Consider the following 19906-nt stretch of genomic DNA (forward strand, 5'->3'; position numbering starts at 1 on the left):
ACCTTGAGCCTCTGGGGCCGAGCCCACCTGCCGGCACTGCTGCTGCGCACCACTGGCCGAGAAGGGGGTGCGGCATGACGGACGAAGCTGTCGTGTGCCCCCGGTGCGGCGCCAATATGGTCATGCAATTCGCATCGCGGGGCGCCAACGCAGGCAACTGCTTCTGGGGCTGTTCACGGTTCCCGCAGTGCCGCGGATCGCGAACCATCGACGGCAGCCCGGGCAAGGCGGCGCCGGCCCGACCCCGCACGCCCAAGGCGAGCCGCCCGGTTCGCAGCAGCGACACCTCCCGCGGCCCGTCGCTGAACCGGGGTGACCTGTTGGTGTCCAGCGCCAACACGCTCGGGGCGGGGAAACTCGTGGGCAAGGACGGCGATGGCCTGATCCTCGAGTACTTCGATACCCCAGGACAGCATCCGGGCGAGCGCCGTCGCCACACCGTCCCGAGGGAGGGGCTCAAACGGTTCGCGCTGGCACCCGAGACGCGGGTGTTCTGGTCCACGGGCACCGCATGGCGCTCGGGACGCGTCATCGCCACCTCGGCCCATCGGGACATCCACGTACGGGCGCGCAACTGGGAGGGATACCTTCCCGAGAAGGACCTGTATGTCCGCTGGGACGAGCCGCTGGCAGACCCCGTCGGCTTTGCCAGCGCCGGACTGCTGGAATCGCCTCTGCTGGCCGACATGCGGCGCCCCTTTCTGCAGAGCACCCTGACGCAGCGCTCGGCGGCTCACGGCATGCGCGGTGTGCTCTCGAGCGGTATCGAGTTGTACGAGCACCAGGTCGAGACTGTGTGGCGTGTGTTGCAGGACCCGGTGCAGCGCTACCTCCTGGCCGATGAGGTCGGTCTGGGCAAGACGATCGAGGCCGGCCTCGTCGTGCGGGAACTTCTGCTGGATCAGCCCGACCTCACCGTGCAACTGATCCTCCCGCCGTTTCTCTTGGAGCAGTGGCGCCGCGAACTGTCGGGCAAATTCCGCACCGGCGACTTCCCGGGCGCCCGCATCGTGTACTCCCGCGACGACGCACCCGACACGTGGGAGCCAGCGGATCTCGTCGTGGTCGACGAGGCGCATCATCTGGCCCGCCTCGCGCACAGCGAGCAGCCCGAACTGTCCGGCCGCTACGCGCGCCTTGCCGAGGTCGCCGGGGCCAGCCCGCGCCTGCTGCTGCTGTCCGCGACGCCCGCGTTGCACAACGAACGCGCCTTCCTGGCCATGCTCAAACTGCTCGACCCGGCCGTGTACCGGGACACGACGCCCGAGGACCTGCGCCGGCGCATGCAGGCGCGTTCCGCGCTGGGCCGGCTGTTCCTCGGACTGCAGCCCCACTTTCCTGGCGTGCTGCTGAACAAACGCCTCACCGAGATCGGCGCCGCGTTCCCTGAAGACGCTGAAGTCGCCGCCCTGATCGACGAGGCCAGGCAGGCAGTGGGCGGACCGGACCGGCGGGTGCTGGCCGTGGCGATCGGCGCGCTGCGCACCTACGTGTCCGAGGTGTACCGGGTCCACCGCCGGATGCTGCGCACCCGCCGTACTGCTGCGCTGCACGAGTCGTACCGGGTCACCGGGCGTCTGCGCCCCCAGCAGGTTGTTCTCCCCTCGTCCGCTTTCGCCGGCCTTGCCTCCCTCTTGGACAACTGGCGCCAGGAGGCCCTTGCCGCGTGCGAGTTCGACGAGGAGGCCCGCCGCGAGGCAGCGTCGGCGTTCGCGACGGCCGTGGCTTTGTCCTTGGACCCGGACGCCCTGTGCGGGTGGGCCCAGTCCAGGGTGGCCGCCACGCCGGGCGAGCAGGACGCGCTCGACCGCATCGAGAGCGACCTGCGGTTCGTGGACCGTCGCCGCGACGTGACACGCCCGCTGGCCGATGCACTGACCTATCTGTTCAAAACACGTGAGCGTGTGGTCGTCTTCTGCCCGACACCGCAGTTGGCAGGGGAGCTGGCCAGCGCATTCAAGGAGCTGCTGCCCGGGGCGGTCTACCAGCACCTGGCGAGCGACTCGCCCGCAGTGTCCGAGCAGGCAGTCCGTTCTTTTGAGCAGAGCCGGACAGCAGCCGTCCTCGTTGCTGACCACTCAGCAGAAGAAGGACGAAACCTCCAGTTCGCCGATCTCCTCATTCACGTGGGCCTGCCGCCCAGGGCAAACCGTCTCGAGCAGCGGATCGGCCGATGCGACCGGTGGGACGCGCATCGCGAAGGCGGCGCCTGGCGCTCCTACTCGGTGGCGGAGACGACCGACACGAAGTCGTTTGCCGCAGCATGGATGCGCATCCTCAGCGAAGGGTTCGCCGTCTTCGACAAGTCCGTAGCCAGCCTGCAGCACGCGGTGGACGCCGCCACAGACGCTGCCTGGGACATGCTGTTCGAGCACGGCGCTGAGGCGGCACCCGAGGCCATCCGCACGGTCCACACCATGCTCGAGGACGAGGTCAAGCGCGTACAGGAACAGGACGCCCTGGACAGCATCGAAGCACCTACCGATGAGCGCTCCGTGTACGGCCGGATGATGGCCTCGGAGAGCGAGGCAGCCTCGTTTGCCGACGTCACAGATGCGCTGCTGTCCGCGCGGCGGGAGGCCGGGAACCTGCGGTTCACACCTGCCGGCGACCCCGCCCATGCGATCGGTAGCTACGAACCCATCAGCCGGTCGACAGCCGGACAGGTTCAGATCCCGCTGATACCCGCGGCGAGACTGCAGCGTGACTTTGTGCCGCTCACAGGACACCGCGGCACCTTCGTACGCAAAGTAGCCGTCGAGCACGAAGACGTCCGCCTCTACCGCTACGGCGATCAGTTCATTGATGCCGTGTCCGACTTCCTGTGGAACGACGACCGGGGCAGAGCCTTCGGCATGTGGCGATGGATCCCCACCTGGCCCTACGCAGAGCGCCTCGCCTACCGTTTCGACTACGCCGTCGAAGCACAACCGCTGCAGGCCAGTCCGGAAAGCGACGTACTCGATCAGTTGGCTGCAGCCTGGAGCAGCGACCTGGTGGACCTGCCGTCGCTGCGACGCCGGGCCGACGCGCTTTTCCCGCCGCTCATCGTGACCGTGTGGACTGACGCAAACGGCACCCCGATCACCGACGAGCGCCATCTCGGCGCCCTGCGGGCACGCTATGCAAAGCCCGCACCCGGGCAACTGGGAGGCGACTACGCACTCAACTCCGAGCGCATCACACACGCATACGAACTCATTCCGGCCAGACACTGGGAGCCGCGCTGGCGTGCCGCTGAGCACAGTGCTCAGCGCCTGGCCCATAGCGACGACGCCGTAAGCGAGACCCGCACACGGGCTCTGGCCCTCGCCGAGACCGACATAGCCACCCGACTGCGGCAGTTGCAACTGCGCGCCGCGCGGTCAGAGGGAAACGAGCGCGCCGAACTGGAGGAAGAAGTGGAAACGGAAGCGCTGGCGGGCCAGGAATTGCTGACAGCCCTCCAAACGCCTTCGCTCCGCCTGGACAGCACTGGTGTGGTCGTGGTCTCGGGCCGCAGCCTGGAGCAGGACGGCAGCGCGTGACCGCTCAACTCGACATCGTCCAGCGCATCGTTCTGGGAAAGGAAGCAGCAGCGGATCAGCTCACCGGCCCCCACCGGCGCTTCGCCGACGCCTGGCGCTCCGGCCTTGCCGGGCCCGCCCTCAGCGGCGACATTGCCGCTCTCCTGGCTCAGATGCTTCGCCACCAAGCTGGCGTGACGGGCCAGCGCCATCACAAACTGGAGATCAACCTTCACGAACGCGGAATCGAACTGCAGGCGCTCAAGCGAGCACACCTGCATGTCGAACGGTTCGGCGCCACACGACACACCGTGCGACTCGGCGACGCCTGGACACCTGACTGGCTTCACGGCGACCCCCGCTGGATCGATCTCGCCTGCGCAAGCCCCGGGCCGTTCATCGGCACCGACAACACGATGGTGGAGACCAGCGCCCGCCCGAACAGCCCGGTACCCGTCGATCCAGCCCTGCACGCGATCGCTCCCGACATCGACCACTACCGCTCACGCAGCCAAGCCAGCGCAGTGCGCACCGCCTCGCTGGCCGATCCAGCCTCCACCCTCCACGTCGTCCTGCCCACCGGCACGGGCAAATCCCTCGTCGGTCTGGCCCCAGGGCTGCTCCGTGCACGCGGAACCACCATCGTGGTGCTGCCCACCATCGCCCTGGCGCTCGACCAGGAACGCCACCTGCGCAAGCGATTCCCGACCTCGGTACTCCCTCGCGAACTGGCCTACCACAGCGACCGCATCAGCGAAGAACGCGCAGCCATCAAGGAACGCCTGCGCGAGGGAACTCAGCGGATCCTCCTTACCTCACCCGAAGCCCTCGTACGCGGATTCACCGCGACGCTGCGCACCCTTGCGACGTCCGGCCAACTCACCAACCTGGTCATCGACGAGGCGCACCTGGTGCGCCTGTGGGGCTTGAGTTTCCGTCCCGAGTTCCAGATCGTCGCCTCGCTCGTGGGCGAATTGCGAGAACTCGCCACCGGGGCCGGGCACCCTCCGCCACGCATCACACTCTTGTCCGCAACGCTGTCGGCGCCCAGCCTCCAACTCAACGATCAACTCTTCGCAGGCAGCGCCGAGTCACTGTTCGTCGGCTCGACCTTCCTGCGCTCCGAACTGCGATACTTCCTGGGCACCACCACGTCACCCGACGTCCGGATGGAACGCCTCATCGAAGCGATGCACCACCTTCCGCGGCCAGCGATCATCTACACCACCAAGAAGGAGCCCGCCAGGATCATCGCTGAGCGTCTGCGAACTGCCGGGTTTGCACGCACCCGCGTTTTCCACGGAGACCTCGGTTCTGCCGAGCGTCTTGGCATCATGCGCGGATGGTCCGGCGACGACGGGTCGACCACGACCGACATCGTGGTCGGCACCAGTGCCTTCGGCCTGGGAGTGGACCAGAGCGATGTACGAACCGTGGTGCATGCGTGCGTCCCGGCCTCAGTCGACCGCTTCTACCAAGAAGTCGGCCGCGCGGGACGCGACGGCCACGCGGCGCTGTCAGTCTGGCTTCCCGCTACGCCTGACGCGGCCGAAGGCCAGCAAGTCGAAAACGCGACCGTGATCGGGAACGTCAAGGCGTGGAACCGCTGGGAAGCCATGCGGGACCACCGCCTTCCCCCGCAGCCGGGCAAGGGCCTGATCCTGGACACCACAGTCGTACCCGGGCACGGCGATGAGCCCTCGGACGCCAACGAACTGTGGAACCGCAACACGCTCGTCCTCATGGAACGCGCCAACCTCATCACTATCGACAGGCCGGACCCCCCGGTCGTCGAACGCATACCCGGCGAGCCCGAGCAGGCCTGGCAAGCACGGTTCAGCAAGGAGTGGACTGCCTTCGTCAGCCACGTTCCGGTACGGCTCAGATCGCACGTGGCCAACCTGGACCGACAGACCCTCGAGGCTGCCCTGCAGCGGACCCGCACGGAGATCAAGAACGCCGAAGCCGCCTCAACGGCGCGCATCACCCGCCTGCTGGAAAGCAGAGAATGCTGGGGACGCGTACTGAGTGAGGAGTACACCTACACGGACATCGGCGCGATGCGGGCCAGCCAGAACGTGGCGCCCGCGTGCTCCGGATGCCCCGCAGAAGCGCACGTGCACCAGCCCACCTTGCACACCGCGCGTCCCCTCGTCGCAGAAGCGCTCATGCCCGATCTCGGCAGAAAACCCAGCACAGCCCTGGCGAACCTGGCCGCCGGCCACCGCAGCATCGTGGTCACCTACCCCAGCGGACGCCTCAGAACTGCCCTGAGCAACCTCATCCAGTCATGCGTCACCAACGGCGTACGCGGCATCGTCGCCTCAGCAGCGCTGCTCGGGCTCCCCGCCATCCGTACGGCCTCACGGTTCGCCGACGAGGGCATGGTGGCCGTGGACCCCCTGCGAACCGGCGGGATACCTGCGCGCCTCTCGGTACCGAGTTTGATCTTGATGGACCACGGGGAGACACCGCCCCTCTCATGGCTCGCCCCCACCAGCGGGCCACTACGCGTCGTAGTCGTCCCGGAAGACATGCCCGACCCGGCCTATCCAGATGCACTCATCAAGAGCATCCGCAGCCCTCACTGGACCATTGACGACTTCCTCAGGAGACTCTGATGGCTGTTTTGAACCCCCCGCGCACCCTCCCGGGCCTTGGCCGCGCCGTCATCAACTTCCTCACCGGATCCAAACGGGCCTGGACCGAGAAGGAGTTGATCGAGGCGTTCAGACCGCCAGGCCTGAACGAGGCCGCCTCCTCCTCTGAAGGTGTCGCGGACACCCTCTACACCTTCCGGGCGATCGGGATGCTCTGCCTTGATGCGGACGATGCCATTACCGTGAGCGACAGCGTCGCGGCCAGGGGCACCACGCTGGCCCCGGCGGCGTTCCGCCGGGCACTTCAAAGGCATGCCCTCGATCTGGACCGCGACGGTGACCCGTGGCAGACGGGCCCGGGGGAGAGCCTCACCGGTGGGGCACGTGATCTGCTGAGGGCGCTGTCGTGGTTCCTTGCACAGGATGCGCTGGGGCGCCCCGTGGCGTGGACCACTGGCGTTCAGGCCCTACAGCACGCGCAATTCCCGAACCCGGACCGTGAGACCTGGGCCATCACCAACGACACACGCTGGGGTTCCGCCGCCCGGTGGGGACAGGCACTCGGCCTCACGGCGCCTTCGCTTCTACAAGCCAAATCGGGACTCGTGCCCCTACCCGTTGTGGCGATCAATGACGTCCTGGACGAACTGCCCGCCGGACAGCTACCCATTGGTGACTTCCTGAACCAACTGGCGGCCAAACTGCCGGTGCTGCACGGTGGCCTCGTCCGCGCCTCCCTCGTGGCATCCCTTCCTGGCGGAGACCCCGACCCGGGCATCGCACAAGACTGCGCCGACAGTTCGGTGGGCCAGGCACTGCGCGTCCTGCAGGACCGCGGCCGGCTTGTCTTCGACACCCTGCCGGACGCCGACGGCATTCGGCTGTCGCGATTCGACAGCCAACGCCAAACGCACGTCACCCTGGTTCGAGGAGGAAAGCGATGACTTGGCGGGGCACTCTTCCTGCCGCCTGCTGGGAGGCCCGTGAGGCCCCGGCAATCATTCCGGTCGAGGCAGAGAGCACCTCCAACGGAGTGTTCCTCGCCACGCACACCTCGATCCCGATCGTCCTGCGCGACCAGGTGGACAGCGCCATCGGCGGCACCGTCGTCGACGAGCACGGCCTGCGGCGCGCCGTCGAGGAACTGCCCGCGGACCAGCCCATCATCCCCATCCTCGGGAAGTCGGGCACAGGCAAGTCACACCTGATCCGCTGGCTTCGCATCAACCTGAAGCCCGATGACTCGACCCGGCTGATCTTTGTCCCCAAACACCGCATGTCGCTACGCGGGATCCTCGAACTCATCCTGGAGCACGCCACCAGCGAACGTGCTGCGGAGTTGCGTGCCAAGGTTGCCGCTGCCACGGACGCCGCCGCGGACGAAACCACAGCACAACTTCGCCTGCGCAACGAGTTGGCCGTCCTGGTCGAGACCCGCGGAGCAGACAAAGACGGCACACCCGAGGAGAACGAACTCCGCGCCTTCCTTGCTTCCGCGGAGGGCCTGCCCGCACTGCTGGGAGACCCGGTCTTCCGCAGGCGGTTGCTCGCCGACAACGGCCCCATCGCACGCCTGGTCCGGGAAAAGCTCTCCGGCAAGGGATCGGAGGACAAGGAGGACGCGTTCGGTTTCAGCGCAGCAGACCTCGACCTCTCGGTCGATGATGTCAGCAAGGCCGGCGTCGACGCTGCCAGTGTCGCCAGCGCACTCGCCAGCGATGCTCCCCTGCGGGACCTGGCAGCGAAGATGCTCAACGAGCAACTTGGACCGGCGGTCAGCGAGGTCTTCGGCATCGGGGGAGACGACCTCAAGCAACTCCTTGTCGAACTGCGTCTCGACCTGCACAAGCAGGGACTGGACCTTCTCCTCTTGATCGAGGACTTCTCGATCTTCCAGGGCATCCAGGGTGGCCTTATCGACGCAATCACCTTGCTGCCCACCGAGACCCTGGCCCTGTGCCCGATGCGCGTCGTCATGGCCGTCACCACCGGTTACTTCGTCAATCAGATGCCGGAGACGGTGTACACGCGGACCTACAAGGTCTTCGACCTCGAACTCCCCGCCGACAAGACAGCCCCGTTCGATCCCGCAGGGTTCGCCGCCCGATACCTCAACGCGGTACGCGTCGGCTCCAAAGAGATCGACAAGCACCACTTGGAAGATCGAGAAGTCCTTGATCAGGAGACCGACGAACGCCCGGAGCCCAACCACTGCCTGCAATGCCCCGTCCGGGACAAGTGCCACCAAGCGTTCGGGGAGATTGGAGGCATCGGTCTGTTCCCGTTCAGCAAGACTGCACTGGACCGGGCCATCCGCAGCCAGTCCAAGGGCGACGCCTTCGTCGCGCGCGATGTGCTGACCCGCGTCCTGCGCCCCGTCCTCCAACGCGACCAGCTCGAAATCGACGAAGGCCGCTTTCCCAGCACCGGATTCGCGAACGACTTCCACACCGGTGCGCTGGACGTCCTCGACAACGTCGAGGACCACGTTCAGCTGAGCACGCCAGGTGATCCCGCACTTTCTGAGCGCCGCATTCGGATGGTCCGCTTTTGGGGTCCGGGCCACGGACCCCAGAACCTCCACCCGACGATTCACGAAGCATTCGCCATCCCGCCCCTGCCTGACCTCACCACCGATCAGCACACCCTCCCGCAGTCGCCGGCACGGCAAGAGCCCAGCCGACCCTCGGACAGGCCGCAGACTCCTCTTGGCGGGGACGTTGTATTCCCGCCCCCGCCCCCGGCTCCGGCTTCGGCTCCGGCTTCGAAGCCGTCTTTGGTCCAGGCGGTCGACGACTGGCACAAGACCGGCGAACTCATCCAGAGACACCGCACTGAACTCCGGAAGATCGTGCACGCCGCCGTCATCGGCTTTCTGGGACTCGAAGACGGATACGGAGGTGACAGCGGAGACTGGACCAAGGGAAGGGTGGAATTCACGCCGAGCTTTGTTGTGGACACCTCGATTGCACTGGACGGCAGTGGCCTGCAGACGGCCCTGGTCTCGATCGATCACCGCAACGTAGATGACGTCCGAGTTCTTCGTGCGCTCGCCTGGGTGAACGCAGAGGGGTCCTGGGAGGACGTGCCGCAAGGAGACGCGCTGCAGAGCCTGTGCATGAACAGGGTCCAGGAATGGGCGGACAGCGTGTCCGCTTTCCTCCTTCCTTCGGAAGATGACGACGCCGAACTGGGCCGGCTCGCGCACGCTCTTCTGACCGTCAGTAAGGCCCTGGGGGTCGCCGACTCGTACAAGAGCGATGCACTCAGCCGGGTCAAGGCGCTCTTCGTCAGTCCGCGGAAACTCGCTGATGCTGCGGAACGGCCCCTCACGCGACGATGGCAGGACCGCTTTATCGGGGCTGAATCGAAGGCGGATCGAGACCTTCTCCAGCAACGACTGCTGCGCCTGACGTCCTATCGTCAGGGCGCCGGCAAGCCGTTGGCTATTGATTTGCCCCGCCTGCTGCGAGCAATGCGCGACGATGCCGCTGCGGCGGCCTGGCCCGAGCACGTCCCCGAGCCCATCAGGAACGTGGTGGGCAACATCGAGAAGCGCATCACAATGCTGGATCCGCTGCTCGGCGAGACCCGACGGCTGGTACCCGACGTGAGCGATCTCGGCGGTGATGTCGCCGAGGTGGCTCATGCCCTCAACACCTTGCTCTCCGACCTGGCGGCGCTTGGCCAGTCAGCCAACTCGATCAACCCGTCCGCCCTCCACGACGCGGCGAAGTCGGTGAAAGCCAGTGATCTGAAGAAGGTGACGGACCTGAACGCGGGCCTTGACGCTTGGCCCACCCTCACCGCCGACCAGCGCCTGCGCCTGATGACCCTGGACGAGGGGCCGGCTCTGCGCATCCGCGCCTGGCTCGACCCTGCGCTGGAAGCGGTGAAGGTGCTGGAGCAAAAGCTTCAGGCCGGACCCGCCTCGGAAGCTCAGCGTGAGTACGACGAGACCCTCCAGCGGCTCGTGGCCGGGCTGGAGACCTTGAGCCGTGAGGTCATGGACGTGGCCGGACCTGAGGGGGGCGCATGACGCTTATTGAACAAGTTCAGCGTCTACGTGTGGCAGCGGTCGCTGCCCACGACGAGGACAAGATCAACCGCCGCACCGGCGAGTTGGCCGGACAGGCCGGGAACGTCGAGACCCTCATCGAGACGATCCAGCGCCTCAGCCGGGGCGTCGCCGAACTGCGCGCAGCCCATGCTGCCTTGGACACGGACCTCGGTCCGCAGGCCCCCCAACTGGCCGCAGACCTGCACGCGCTCGCCGAAATGCTCCCCAGCCAGGACGCCGATGCCCCACTGCAAGCGCTGAAGGTGCAGGTCAAAGCAGCCGATGGCTTCGTGAAGGGCCTTCGTAAGTCCGTTGAGCAGGCATGGACTGCTGAACGCGAGCGTGAAGTAGCGGTGATCAATGAGGAGCTCGTCGCTACGCTGAGCAAGAGCGGGATCGACGTGGAAGAGATCCGCATCAAGATTGAGAAGGCGCAAGGCGTGCTCAATGTCCTGAACAACCGCGCCGTCCCCGAGTCGGGTGACGTCGCCAGGCTGACCGCGGCGCTGGAGAGCCTCCAGGCATGCGGCCAGCAGATCGCCGCACTCGTTGACCCGGTCCTCGCCCGAGTGATCACGGGTGCCCAGGAAGCCGCCGGGACGCCCTTGAACTCCTTCACCCCCGAGGTCCTTGCCGGGCTGTCGAGGCTGGGAATCCTGGACCGCTTCTGGGTGAGGCTGCGGTGACTCCTGAGACCGAGAGCGAAATCCTCGGCGTCCTCGAAGCACACGAGGACCCCCTGCTGTCCTGGGGCGTTGTTGACGGCGGATTCACCGACGACGAACTGCACACCCACATCGATGACGTCCTCATGGAGCGCGGCGAACTCGACACCGCCCAGGAGACAATAGAGGCCCTCGAGGACAAGGGCCTGATCATCCGCGATGATGCGGTCTCGCCGTCACGGTGGCGTACCCGCAACGGCGAGACGCTGCGCCTGCTGGCCCGACTGCGCCAGATCTTCCCCTCCAACGACCCCGCGGCCTGGCGCCAAGGCGCCGCGCTCGTCTCGGACTTCCGCTACGCGCGGCGCCCGCGTGCCTACCCCCGGCGCGACCAGTCCAGACACGCCGTCATCGACGGCACCGATGCGCTCCACGACCTCTACCGCCAGGTCATCGATGCCATGACGTGGCGGGATCCCCAACACGCCGACCTCAGCGGGTTCCAGGTCCGTGCCAGCCGCCAGATCTTCACTGCCCTGCAGTCCAACATCACCACCGCCACCGTCGTGGGTGCCGGCACCGGTAGCGGCAAGACACTCGCCTTCTACCTGCCGGCCTTCGCCTACCTGACGGGACTCCAGGACAAGTCGGCATGGACGCGTGCGCTCGCCGTCTACCCGCGCAACGAACTCCTCAAGGACCAACTCAACACCGCATTCGCGAACGCCCGGCGGCTCGACCACCTATGGACGAAGACCAACGGCCGGCCCATGACCATCGGGGTACTCAACAAGGACACCCCAACCAGCACGAAGAGCCTGACGGCCTCCTACTCCGCATGGACGAAACGGGCCGAAGGCTTTCAGTGCCCTCACTTCACCTGTCCCGGTGACGGATACACCGTGTGCGGGGGCGCACTGTTCTGGTCCGAGCAGGACGCCAGGGCCAGAACGGAACGCCTGACCTGCAGCACCTGCAAGCGCGTGTTCGACGACTCCATGCTGGTCCTGACCCGGAACCGGATGAGCCAGCGGCCTCCGGACGTGCTGTTCACCACCACCGAGATGCTCAACCGCGGTCTGTCCGACCTGTCCCTGGGCGCACTGTTCGGTGTCGGCGCGGCCAAGAAGCCCCGCTTGATGCTGCTCGACGAGATCCACACTTACAGCGGTACCACCGGCGCCCAGGCAGCCCTCGTCCTGCGGCGCTGGCACCACTCTCTGCGCAGTCCGGTCACCTTCGTCGGCTTGTCCGCGACGCTGTCGAACGCCGTTCGCCACATGGCCGATCTGACGGGCGTTGACGACGGACTCGTCACCAACATCGAGCCGGGCGCAGACGAGATGGAGTACGAGGGCGCCGAATACATGGTCGCCGTACGCAGCGACCCGACCAGCGGTGCCTCCGTGCTGTCCACCACCATCCAGACGGCGATGCTCCTTCCGCGCGTCCTCGATCACCCGGCAGAGCGCACATCCCAGGGACTTCTGGGCACCAAGGCGTTCGTCTTCACTGACGACCTCGACGTCACCAACCGGCTCTTCTTCTACCTTCTCGATGCGGAAGGCCAGCGCTACCGCGCCCCCCGTACCCAGCAGTTCAAAGACCCCTTGGCATCCCTGCGACGTCCCGGGCAAGACGGCGTCCCCGACCAGCGGCGCGCCGGCCAGGTCTGGGACCTGCCGGTGAAACTGGGCCACAAACTCGACCGCCCGGGCCTCAACGTGAGCCGGACCACCTCGCAAGACGCGGGAGTCGACACCGCCTCCCAACTCGTCGTCGCAACTGCCTCGCTTGAGGTCGGCTTCGACGATCCGGACGTTGGCGCCGTGCTGCAGCACAAGGCGCCCCGCGGTGTCGCCGCATTCCTGCAGCGCAAGGGCCGTGCCGGGCGAAGCCGCCGCATGCGCCCGTACACCGTGGTGGTGCTCTCCGACTACGGACGCGACCGTGCCACCTACGAGGCCTGGGATGCGCTGTTCGATCCCGTCCTGCCCGAACTGGTGCTTCCCATCCGCAACCGGGCAGTCCTGCGCATCCAAGCCACCCTGGCGATGCTTGACTGGCTGGCAGCACAACTGCAGTCCGATTACCGGTACGCAAAGCTGTGGCGTGATTTGAAGGGTCTCGCCGATCCGAAGTACCCGGACAACCGCAAGGTCCAGCAGACAGCCGTCACCATTCTGCGCGATCTACTGCGCGATCCCGGCCGCCAGCGCAGCCTCCGTCTGTGGATCGAAGGCGCACTTCAGGTCTCCGAGGAGTTGGCCGCCGAGATTCTGTGGCATCCCCCTCGCCCGCTCATCCTGGCGGCCGTACCCACGCTGGCCCGAAGGCTGGACAGCGAGTGGGCTGTCGCGGAGGACTACACGTACGTCAAGGGCAAGGATTTGATGGGCAAGAATCCGCTGCCCGACTTCTTCCCCGAGAACCTCTTCAGCGAACTCGCACTTCCCGAAGGGTACGTGGTCATACCCCCGCAGCAGCCGTGGGAGAAGGAACCTGAACTGCAGGCGATGGGCCTGGCTCAGATGCTGCGCGAGTACGCGCCAGGACGAGTGTCACGGCGCTTTGCCACCCGCAACCTCGAGCACCGGCACTGGATCCCTGTGCCCTACGGCCAGCGCGAGACCGTCATGGATCTCGCCCCTGCCCTGCAGGCGCACCATCGGGAGGAGACCGCCACCGTCGAAGTCGGCGGTTTCCCTACCCCCATCCCCATCGTCCGCCCCGACAGGGTGGACCTCCAACTCGCACCGCCAGAACTCAAGGATGCTTCCAACGCGTCCCTGGTCTGGCGATCCCAGTTCCTGGAGAGGGGCCTCGGCCTGGTCGCCCGCCTTCCCCTGTCGGATCCTATCGGCAGCCTCATCGACGAAGCACGCTTCTTCCTGCACGCTCAAAACGCCCACGTCGAGGTCCGCCGTCTTGCCATCCAGAGCGAGGCCAGTTTGGTCTTCGCCCGCGGCGGCGAAGCCCGGGTCAAAGCACAGTTCTCGCTCGATGACGAGCGGGTCGGTCTCGGAGCCACCTACGACGTCGATGGCCTGCGCCTGACCATCACGGTGCCGGACGTGATTGCTCCACCGGGCGACCTCGACCCGGCCCTGCGCAGCGCCTGGTTCCAGCATGTTCTGACGAACGACCCCGAACTGCTGGAACAGATGAACAAGTTCCAACTGGAATGGCTGCACCAGACCATCGAATGCATGCTGCTGATGTCCGCCGTGAGTGACGGCACGTCGCTTCCCCACGCCTACCAGATGGTGCGGGAAACCTTCGCCGACCGGTTGACGGACACCCTGAAGGCGATGTTCCGCAGTTCTGACGTCGAAGAGAGCGAAAGCGCCACACTCGGCCGGGTCGGTGAGCGGCTGCGCCAACTCCTTGCCGACAAGGACATCATTGCCCGCCTGGACCACCTGACGGACCAGGTCTGGAACCCTGACCCCGCACAATTCCAAGCCTGGCTGCGCCAACGCGTCCTTGCCACCCTTGGACAGGCGGCCCTGTGGGCTGCCCGGGAGATCTGCCCCGAGCACGACCCCGAAGGCATCATCGTCGACATAGAACCCGGCTACGCCCCCGACGGCACATGGCGCCATGGCCAGGTCTGGCTCACCGAAGCCTCGATCGGCGGTGGCGGCTTCATCGAAGCGCTGGCCACACGCGTACGCCCCGACCCGCGGCGGTTCTTGCGGCTGATCATGAGAGCCGTCCAGCCTTCCACCACTGAACTGGTCGACGCGCACATGCGGCGGATCGTGCGCTACACGACCGAGCGCAGTGACTGGATCGACCTCGTTGCTGAATACCGGGGCTCGGCGACACAGGCGGACCGGGTGAAAAACCTTGACCGCATACGGGCGCAGTTGCGCGCCTCAGGCATCCACGGCGCGGAGCAGTCCGTCGTCTCGAGCCTGGCGAACCGCCTGCTCCGGCCCGGATCGACCGCACAGACGGATCAGGCACTGCGTACCCTCATTGACGAGTGGGAGATCCAAGAGCAACGCCTGGGTCTTGAAATCTCGCCGCGTACCTGGGCTTACCTGATGCGCCAGAGGCACGACCTGGACGCCGGACTGAGCCTGTCCGCGAACTCCTCAGACCGCCAGCGCATCGACGCCATCCAAAGCGCACTGTGGCCACGCGGATGGGCCATACGCGCCGGAGCACTGCAGTCGTGGAACCCCTACTTCGACAATCCGCCGGCCGCACCCGATCTCATCCGGGGACTGTTCACGTCCACAGACGACCTCATCAGCGTGACAGATCCCGACGCGGACAACCTGGTGCGCACGCGCCTGGCCCAACAGGGATCCGCCCAGCTCATCGCGCCTCCCGAGGACGTACCCGCCCTGGCAGACATGCTGGTGGATCTGTCGATCCGCGCCATCGAAACGGACTTCCTCCAAGTGTTCCCACGAGTCGTCGAGATCGACCACCGCTCCGAGGGCAGCGTCGTGGCCACCCTCGAACTTGCCGAGGTGTCCGCATGAGAAGGATCACCACCGCCGGGGCCGGCGAGACCCGGCAACTCACCGATCTGCTGCAGAACCTGCTGGTGTCTGAACTGCTGGCTCCGTCAAATCGCCTGTGGGTACTGTCTCCGTGGATCTCCGACATTGTCGTCATCGACAATGCATCCGGACAGTTCAAGAGCGTGCTCCCCGCCTTGCCGGCCCGGCCCATCCGGCTGACGGAGGTACTCATCGAACTCGCCCGCCGTGGCTCGGATGTCCGAGTGATCATGCGGGACGAGCCGCGCAACACCGTCACAGGACAACGCCTCACCGACCTCGCCCCGGTGGGGCCGCGGCCGACCCTGCTCATCCGGAACACCCTGCACGACAAGGGCATGGTGAGCGACAGATTCCACGTTCATGGTTCGATGAACTTCACCTTCTTCGGCCAGAGAGTGAACCAGGAAGGCGTCACCGTCGTATCCGACCCCGACCAGATCGCCCGCGCTTGGGTCGAATACCAGAACAGGTATCAATTGCCATGAGCGTTGATTTCAAGGAATTCTTCGGTCCAGGCAACGACATCACGCCCACACGGGTAGGACCGGACTTTCAACTCATACTCGATAATTTCATGGCAGGTATCCAGAAGCGCCAGATCGGATTCCTGCCGCGAAGTTCTCAAGGCCGCCTGTGGTGGTACGGCTTCGCACCCACCCCGCGCCAACAGCGCGAGACACTCGCTATCCTCGACAGTTGGATCGGCCCTACCTTCAGCGATCTGCCCCGCCACCGTGGTGCCCTCAACCCGACTGATCCATTCGACGCCGTACTGGAAAACGTATCTGTCAAGCCCCTGCGCTTTGAAGTACTGCCCCGCCGGACAGCGGACTCGGAGGAGTGGAAAGACGCGCGAGGCCAGGTACGCGACGCCCTGCTGGTGCTCACTAGACTCCTCAACGGTCGGCCGCCCTCGGAGTTCGATGCCCCCCGCACGACTGTCGAGGTTCTCGACGACCTCGGACACGCCATCGCTGCCCGCGACCGTACCGTCGCCTTGGCCTGCCTGCGCGAACTTGAGGCGACCGCCGATCTCGACCAGGCGAACCTAGCCTTCCTGCGACTACGACTTTTCGCCGGGCTCGAAGACTGGAAGGCCGTTCTCGCGGACCGGGACCTCGACCACGTCCTTGCCATGCGCCGCCCCCTGAGCGTCACTCAAGTGATCCAGCAGGCGGCCTATGCCAGCTGGTTCGCCCCGTACGACGCAGCAGGCAGAGAGGAAGAACTACTCGGTGCCGTTACTGCGCTCCCTGCAGCGTTCCGGCCGCTGTTCTCGGGCATGCCGAGAACGAGTCGGGCGCAGGCTGTCGTGGAGTTCCTCATCGAGGTCGAAGACGACGCCGGAGAGGACACACTCAACCGACTCCTCGACGAAGCCGGCACGATCGAACCCGGTTTGCCCGCCCACCTGCGCAATGTGCTGCACCTGCACCGAGAACAAAGTCCTCAGCACACTGACCTGTCCGTGCCGTCCGCTCCTGTGGATCAGCTCGACGCCCCAAGCGAATCGCCCCTGGAGCGCGCGACCGGGATGATGGCCCGGGGCGAACTTCAGGCAGCCATCGAACTCGTGCTGACACTCGAACCGAGCCTGCACGCGGCATACCTGCTCCTGACCTGTGCACGCGATCTGCAGTCACCACAGCAGGCAGCGTTGGCACTTGAGTACATCTCCACGCATCACCTCCAAGGCTTGATCGACGGAGCGAGCGCACGCCTGCGCGATGATCTCGCCTGGTTGGAGCAGTTCACCCAGGCCGGGCCTCGCTTGGACTGGCGCACCTGGCTGGATGCTCTGGACGGAGACCATGGCAGCGCAGCGCTGGCTGCCGGACCCGAAATCACCGATGGCTGGACGCCACTGAGCAGCAGTGCGCTGACCGCGTGGCTTCACGACGCGTCCGACGAGACACTGGGCAAACTCGGTGAATTCGGAGGCCAGTTCATGGCAGCGCACCGCGACATCTTTGCTGAAGACGGAGCGGCCGAACTCAGTGAACGCATCCTCGCCGGTCTCGCACTCAGCGGTAAGAACTCGGCCGGCGTCCGGGTGCAGACCCAAGCCCTGCTGGACTATCTACTGTCTGCCAACCCTGCCTCCGCGGTGTTCGCGTCGGCGGTCGAGTGGACCGAGTTGATCGTCTCCGCGAACGTCTCCGCTGTGACCACGACGTGGGCGATCGACATACTGCAGGCGGCGACAGCTACATCGGCAGCAGTAACGAGCCCCGCCGCCGTTGAATTGTTCTACAAAATCACCGACACGGTCAGGCCGTTCAAGACAGCACTGAACCCAACCGACCTTGAGGCCATCAAGCTCATAGCTGGCGAACTGGGAGCCGGTGTCCCGGAAGACTTGCTCGCCGACCAAGTACAGGACGCCGACCCCGGAGCGCCCTACCGCTACCTGCAAGACTCAAAGGTGGTGCTGTACTCCCTCACCGAGTCAGCCACCACCCGGGCTGCACAGATACTGCGCATCTTGGTGCCCAAGATCGACATCGAGACGAGCGCCGAACACGATGGCAGCAGCAAACTCGCCGCACAGGCAGCCAACGCTGACGTCTTTGTCGTGGTGACCGCATCGGCAAAGCATGCCGCCACTGATTTCATCGCTGCCAAGCGTGGGACACGGCCGGTAGTGCTCGTCAACTCGCGTGGCTCATCAGCGATTTTGCGTGAACTGGCGGAAGGGTAACCTTCCGCAACGCAGTGGGCTAACGCCTCTCCCGCAACGTTCGAGAAGTCCAGTCCGAGGCGACCGCCTCGGACTGGACTCCGGGGTCATCCCAGGAGGGCTAACTTGTGCAGGCGTGCGATGCCGAGCATCGCCGATGGACTTGCAGTTCTGGGACACGTGTCCGGAGGGCGCTTGAGTCTCAATCAACCGTGCTGGTCAGAGCAGTGCAAGCAGGTACTTGCTGTCACCTCGTCCACGGGTGGTCCACCGACTTTGCTCTCCATCGAAAGGCCAGTGGTGGCCTTCTGCGGCCAGCGCACGTCAGAACGGAAGGTCTGACAGGTCATAGCCCCAGTCCTCTTCCAATTCCATGTCAAGGGCTCCCTGGCCCATGGGGAAACGTGACTGCGTAGCTCTTACCAGCCAGTCGTACGTGCGGATCTGAATGTCCTCTGCCTCCGCGTACTGACTGCGCATGACACCGGTACCTCTTGCCCCATCTTCCCGCCCGATAATGATCAATCCTGGAGGTCTAGTCCGGATGCCGGGCAATCCGAGTCCTCCCTGGCTGACGCTCTTCTGCGCATTGTCGAGGTTGTTGGAAAGCCACTCGCGCCAATCTCTGATTTGCTGGATTGCTTTGCGTAGCGTCTCTGATGCTTGACGTGCATCTTGAAGAGACAACTCCGCAGTAGGCCGCTCAAGCTCTACCAGCAGCCAGCGCATACCCAAAGAGTTTTGACTTCCAATGAAGAAGTCGGCTACGTATTGTGTCCCGACCTGCACCTGTGGTCGTACGTACGTGCCATGATTTCCTCGAATTAGATGTCCAAGGATTTCAGGGTGCTGCTCGAGCGCGATCTGCATGGGGCGTTCGTGTCGCTTACGGTCTCCACCATCTGCCTTTTCCAAAGCAGCGACTAGCGCCGTTTGGGCTGCGAACGAAGGGTCGTCTTGAACCTTCCACTGATTCAGTGCCGCCAACTGTGCGCCGCCAATCAATTCTGGGGAAGAATTCCGAGCTGCCGCCTCCTGTCGCGCCTGGTAGGCAACTCTTTTATGTTCGCTATCAGAGATCCGGGTGATCCTGATAATTTCGTGCGGCCAGGCGCGCTGACCACGCCCGCCACGGAAATTAAGCTGCCCAGAGGTGCCGATTGAGGAGATAATATAGGAGCGTTCCTTGCCTGATTTACCAATGACGACGACGTCATCCCGCGATGGAGTCCACTTTTCGAGATATTCGGCAGCTCGTTTGGCTTGCATCGCCTCAAGCCATCCGTCGAGAAGGTCACGTTCACGAACCTCGGCAGGGAAGGCGACACCGGTCTCCGCTGCGACAGTACGCAGTAGTTCGATCTCGTTCTCGGTGGCCGCTTGAGTTCGCGGCAGCCCCAACGGCTCGCGCAAACGGGCTCGAAGCAAGGCCGCGGCCACTGGCGCCGGGACGTCTTGCCCAAAGCCGAGAGTGAGTAACCGGTTGAGTTGATTCTGCTCGTCGCTAGGACCAGCCCACTTCTGGCGAAGTTGGGTCGCCACCATTTTCCACTCTGCTGTAGCCATGAACGGTCCTTGTATAAATGGGGATGGTGCAGCGCGTTGTCCCCGGCCCCCCTGGTGAACCTGCTGCGCCAGCCTCCTGGCTCGATCAGCAGAAGGCTCTCATATGAGGACCAACTCATGGGCCTGATCCGACAATGCTGGATTCAGTGAAGACCCACCCGACAGGACGGGATGGACCGCCTGCAGCCCAGTAGCGACTCTTCCCCCTCGACCTGCCTGCGAAGTGGCAGGCCGAGTCGGGAGCGGACGCCTGAGCCGGCGGACAGGGCAGTGGGGGACAGCAAACGCGCTGCTGTACGACGGAGT

The 19906-nt window shown here is 65.3% G+C and carries 9 protein-coding genes; 8 read left to right on the forward strand and 1 reads right to left on the reverse strand.

Annotated elements, in window-relative coordinates; translation table 11 throughout:
- Positions 1-74: 74 nt before the first annotated feature.
- Genes dpdE through dpdD form a run of 8 tightly spaced genes read left to right on the forward strand, consistent with a single transcriptional unit; the run spans position 75 to position 18055 of the window.
- Positions 75-3527: a protein DpdE gene (dpdE, locus tag ACICHK_RS26955; RefSeq protein ID WP_406838900.1), complete on the forward strand. Its 3453-nt coding sequence runs from the start codon at positions 75-77 to the stop codon at positions 3525-3527.
- The gene (gene dpdF, locus ACICHK_RS26960; protein WP_406838901.1) at positions 3524-6127 is read left to right on the forward strand and encodes a protein DpdF; all 2604 of its coding nucleotides are present in this window, start codon (positions 3524-3526) and stop codon (positions 6125-6127) included. The genes dpdE and dpdF overlap by 4 nt, the downstream gene beginning before the upstream one ends.
- Complete coding sequence (gene dpdG, locus ACICHK_RS26965; protein WP_406838902.1) at positions 6127-7050, forward strand: protein DpdG; 924 nt, start codon at positions 6127-6129, stop codon at positions 7048-7050. Before dpdF ends, dpdG begins: the two co-directional genes overlap by 1 nt.
- Positions 7047-10145 carry a protein DpdH gene (gene dpdH, locus ACICHK_RS26970; RefSeq protein ID WP_406838903.1) on the forward strand — a complete coding sequence of 1033 codons (3099 nt, stop codon included), beginning with the start codon at positions 7047-7049 and terminating at the stop codon, positions 10143-10145. Before dpdG ends, dpdH begins: the two co-directional genes overlap by 4 nt.
- Positions 10142-10852 carry a hypothetical protein gene (locus ACICHK_RS26975; protein WP_361742918.1) on the forward strand — a complete coding sequence of 237 codons (711 nt, stop codon included), beginning with the start codon at positions 10142-10144 and terminating at the stop codon, positions 10850-10852. Before dpdH ends, ACICHK_RS26975 begins: the two co-directional genes overlap by 4 nt.
- Positions 10849-15330, forward strand: coding sequence for a protein DpdJ (dpdJ, locus tag ACICHK_RS26980; RefSeq protein ID WP_406838904.1), 4482 nt, complete (start codon positions 10849-10851; stop codon positions 15328-15330). The genes ACICHK_RS26975 and dpdJ overlap by 4 nt, the downstream gene beginning before the upstream one ends.
- On the forward strand, positions 15327-15839 hold the full coding sequence (gene dpdK, locus ACICHK_RS26985; RefSeq protein ID WP_361742924.1) for a phospholipase D-like domain-containing protein DpdK: 513 nt from the start codon (positions 15327-15329) through the stop codon (positions 15837-15839). Before dpdJ ends, dpdK begins: the two co-directional genes overlap by 4 nt.
- On the forward strand, positions 15836-18055 hold the full coding sequence (dpdD, locus tag ACICHK_RS26990; RefSeq protein WP_406838905.1) for a protein DpdD: 2220 nt from the start codon (positions 15836-15838) through the stop codon (positions 18053-18055). Before dpdK ends, dpdD begins: the two co-directional genes overlap by 4 nt.
- A gap of 303 nt (positions 18056-18358) precedes the next feature.
- On the opposite strand, the gene ACICHK_RS26995 is transcribed toward dpdD, so the two are convergent.
- Entirely contained in the window at positions 18359-19600 is a 1242-nt protein-coding gene (locus ACICHK_RS26995) for a Shedu anti-phage system protein SduA domain-containing protein (protein WP_406838906.1), read from the reverse strand.
- Positions 19601-19906 lie beyond the last annotated feature (306 nt).

Source organism: Streptomyces sp. AHU1, from assembly GCF_045343905.1.
GTDB lineage: Bacteria > Actinomycetota > Actinomycetes > Streptomycetales > Streptomycetaceae > Streptomyces > Streptomyces triticiradicis.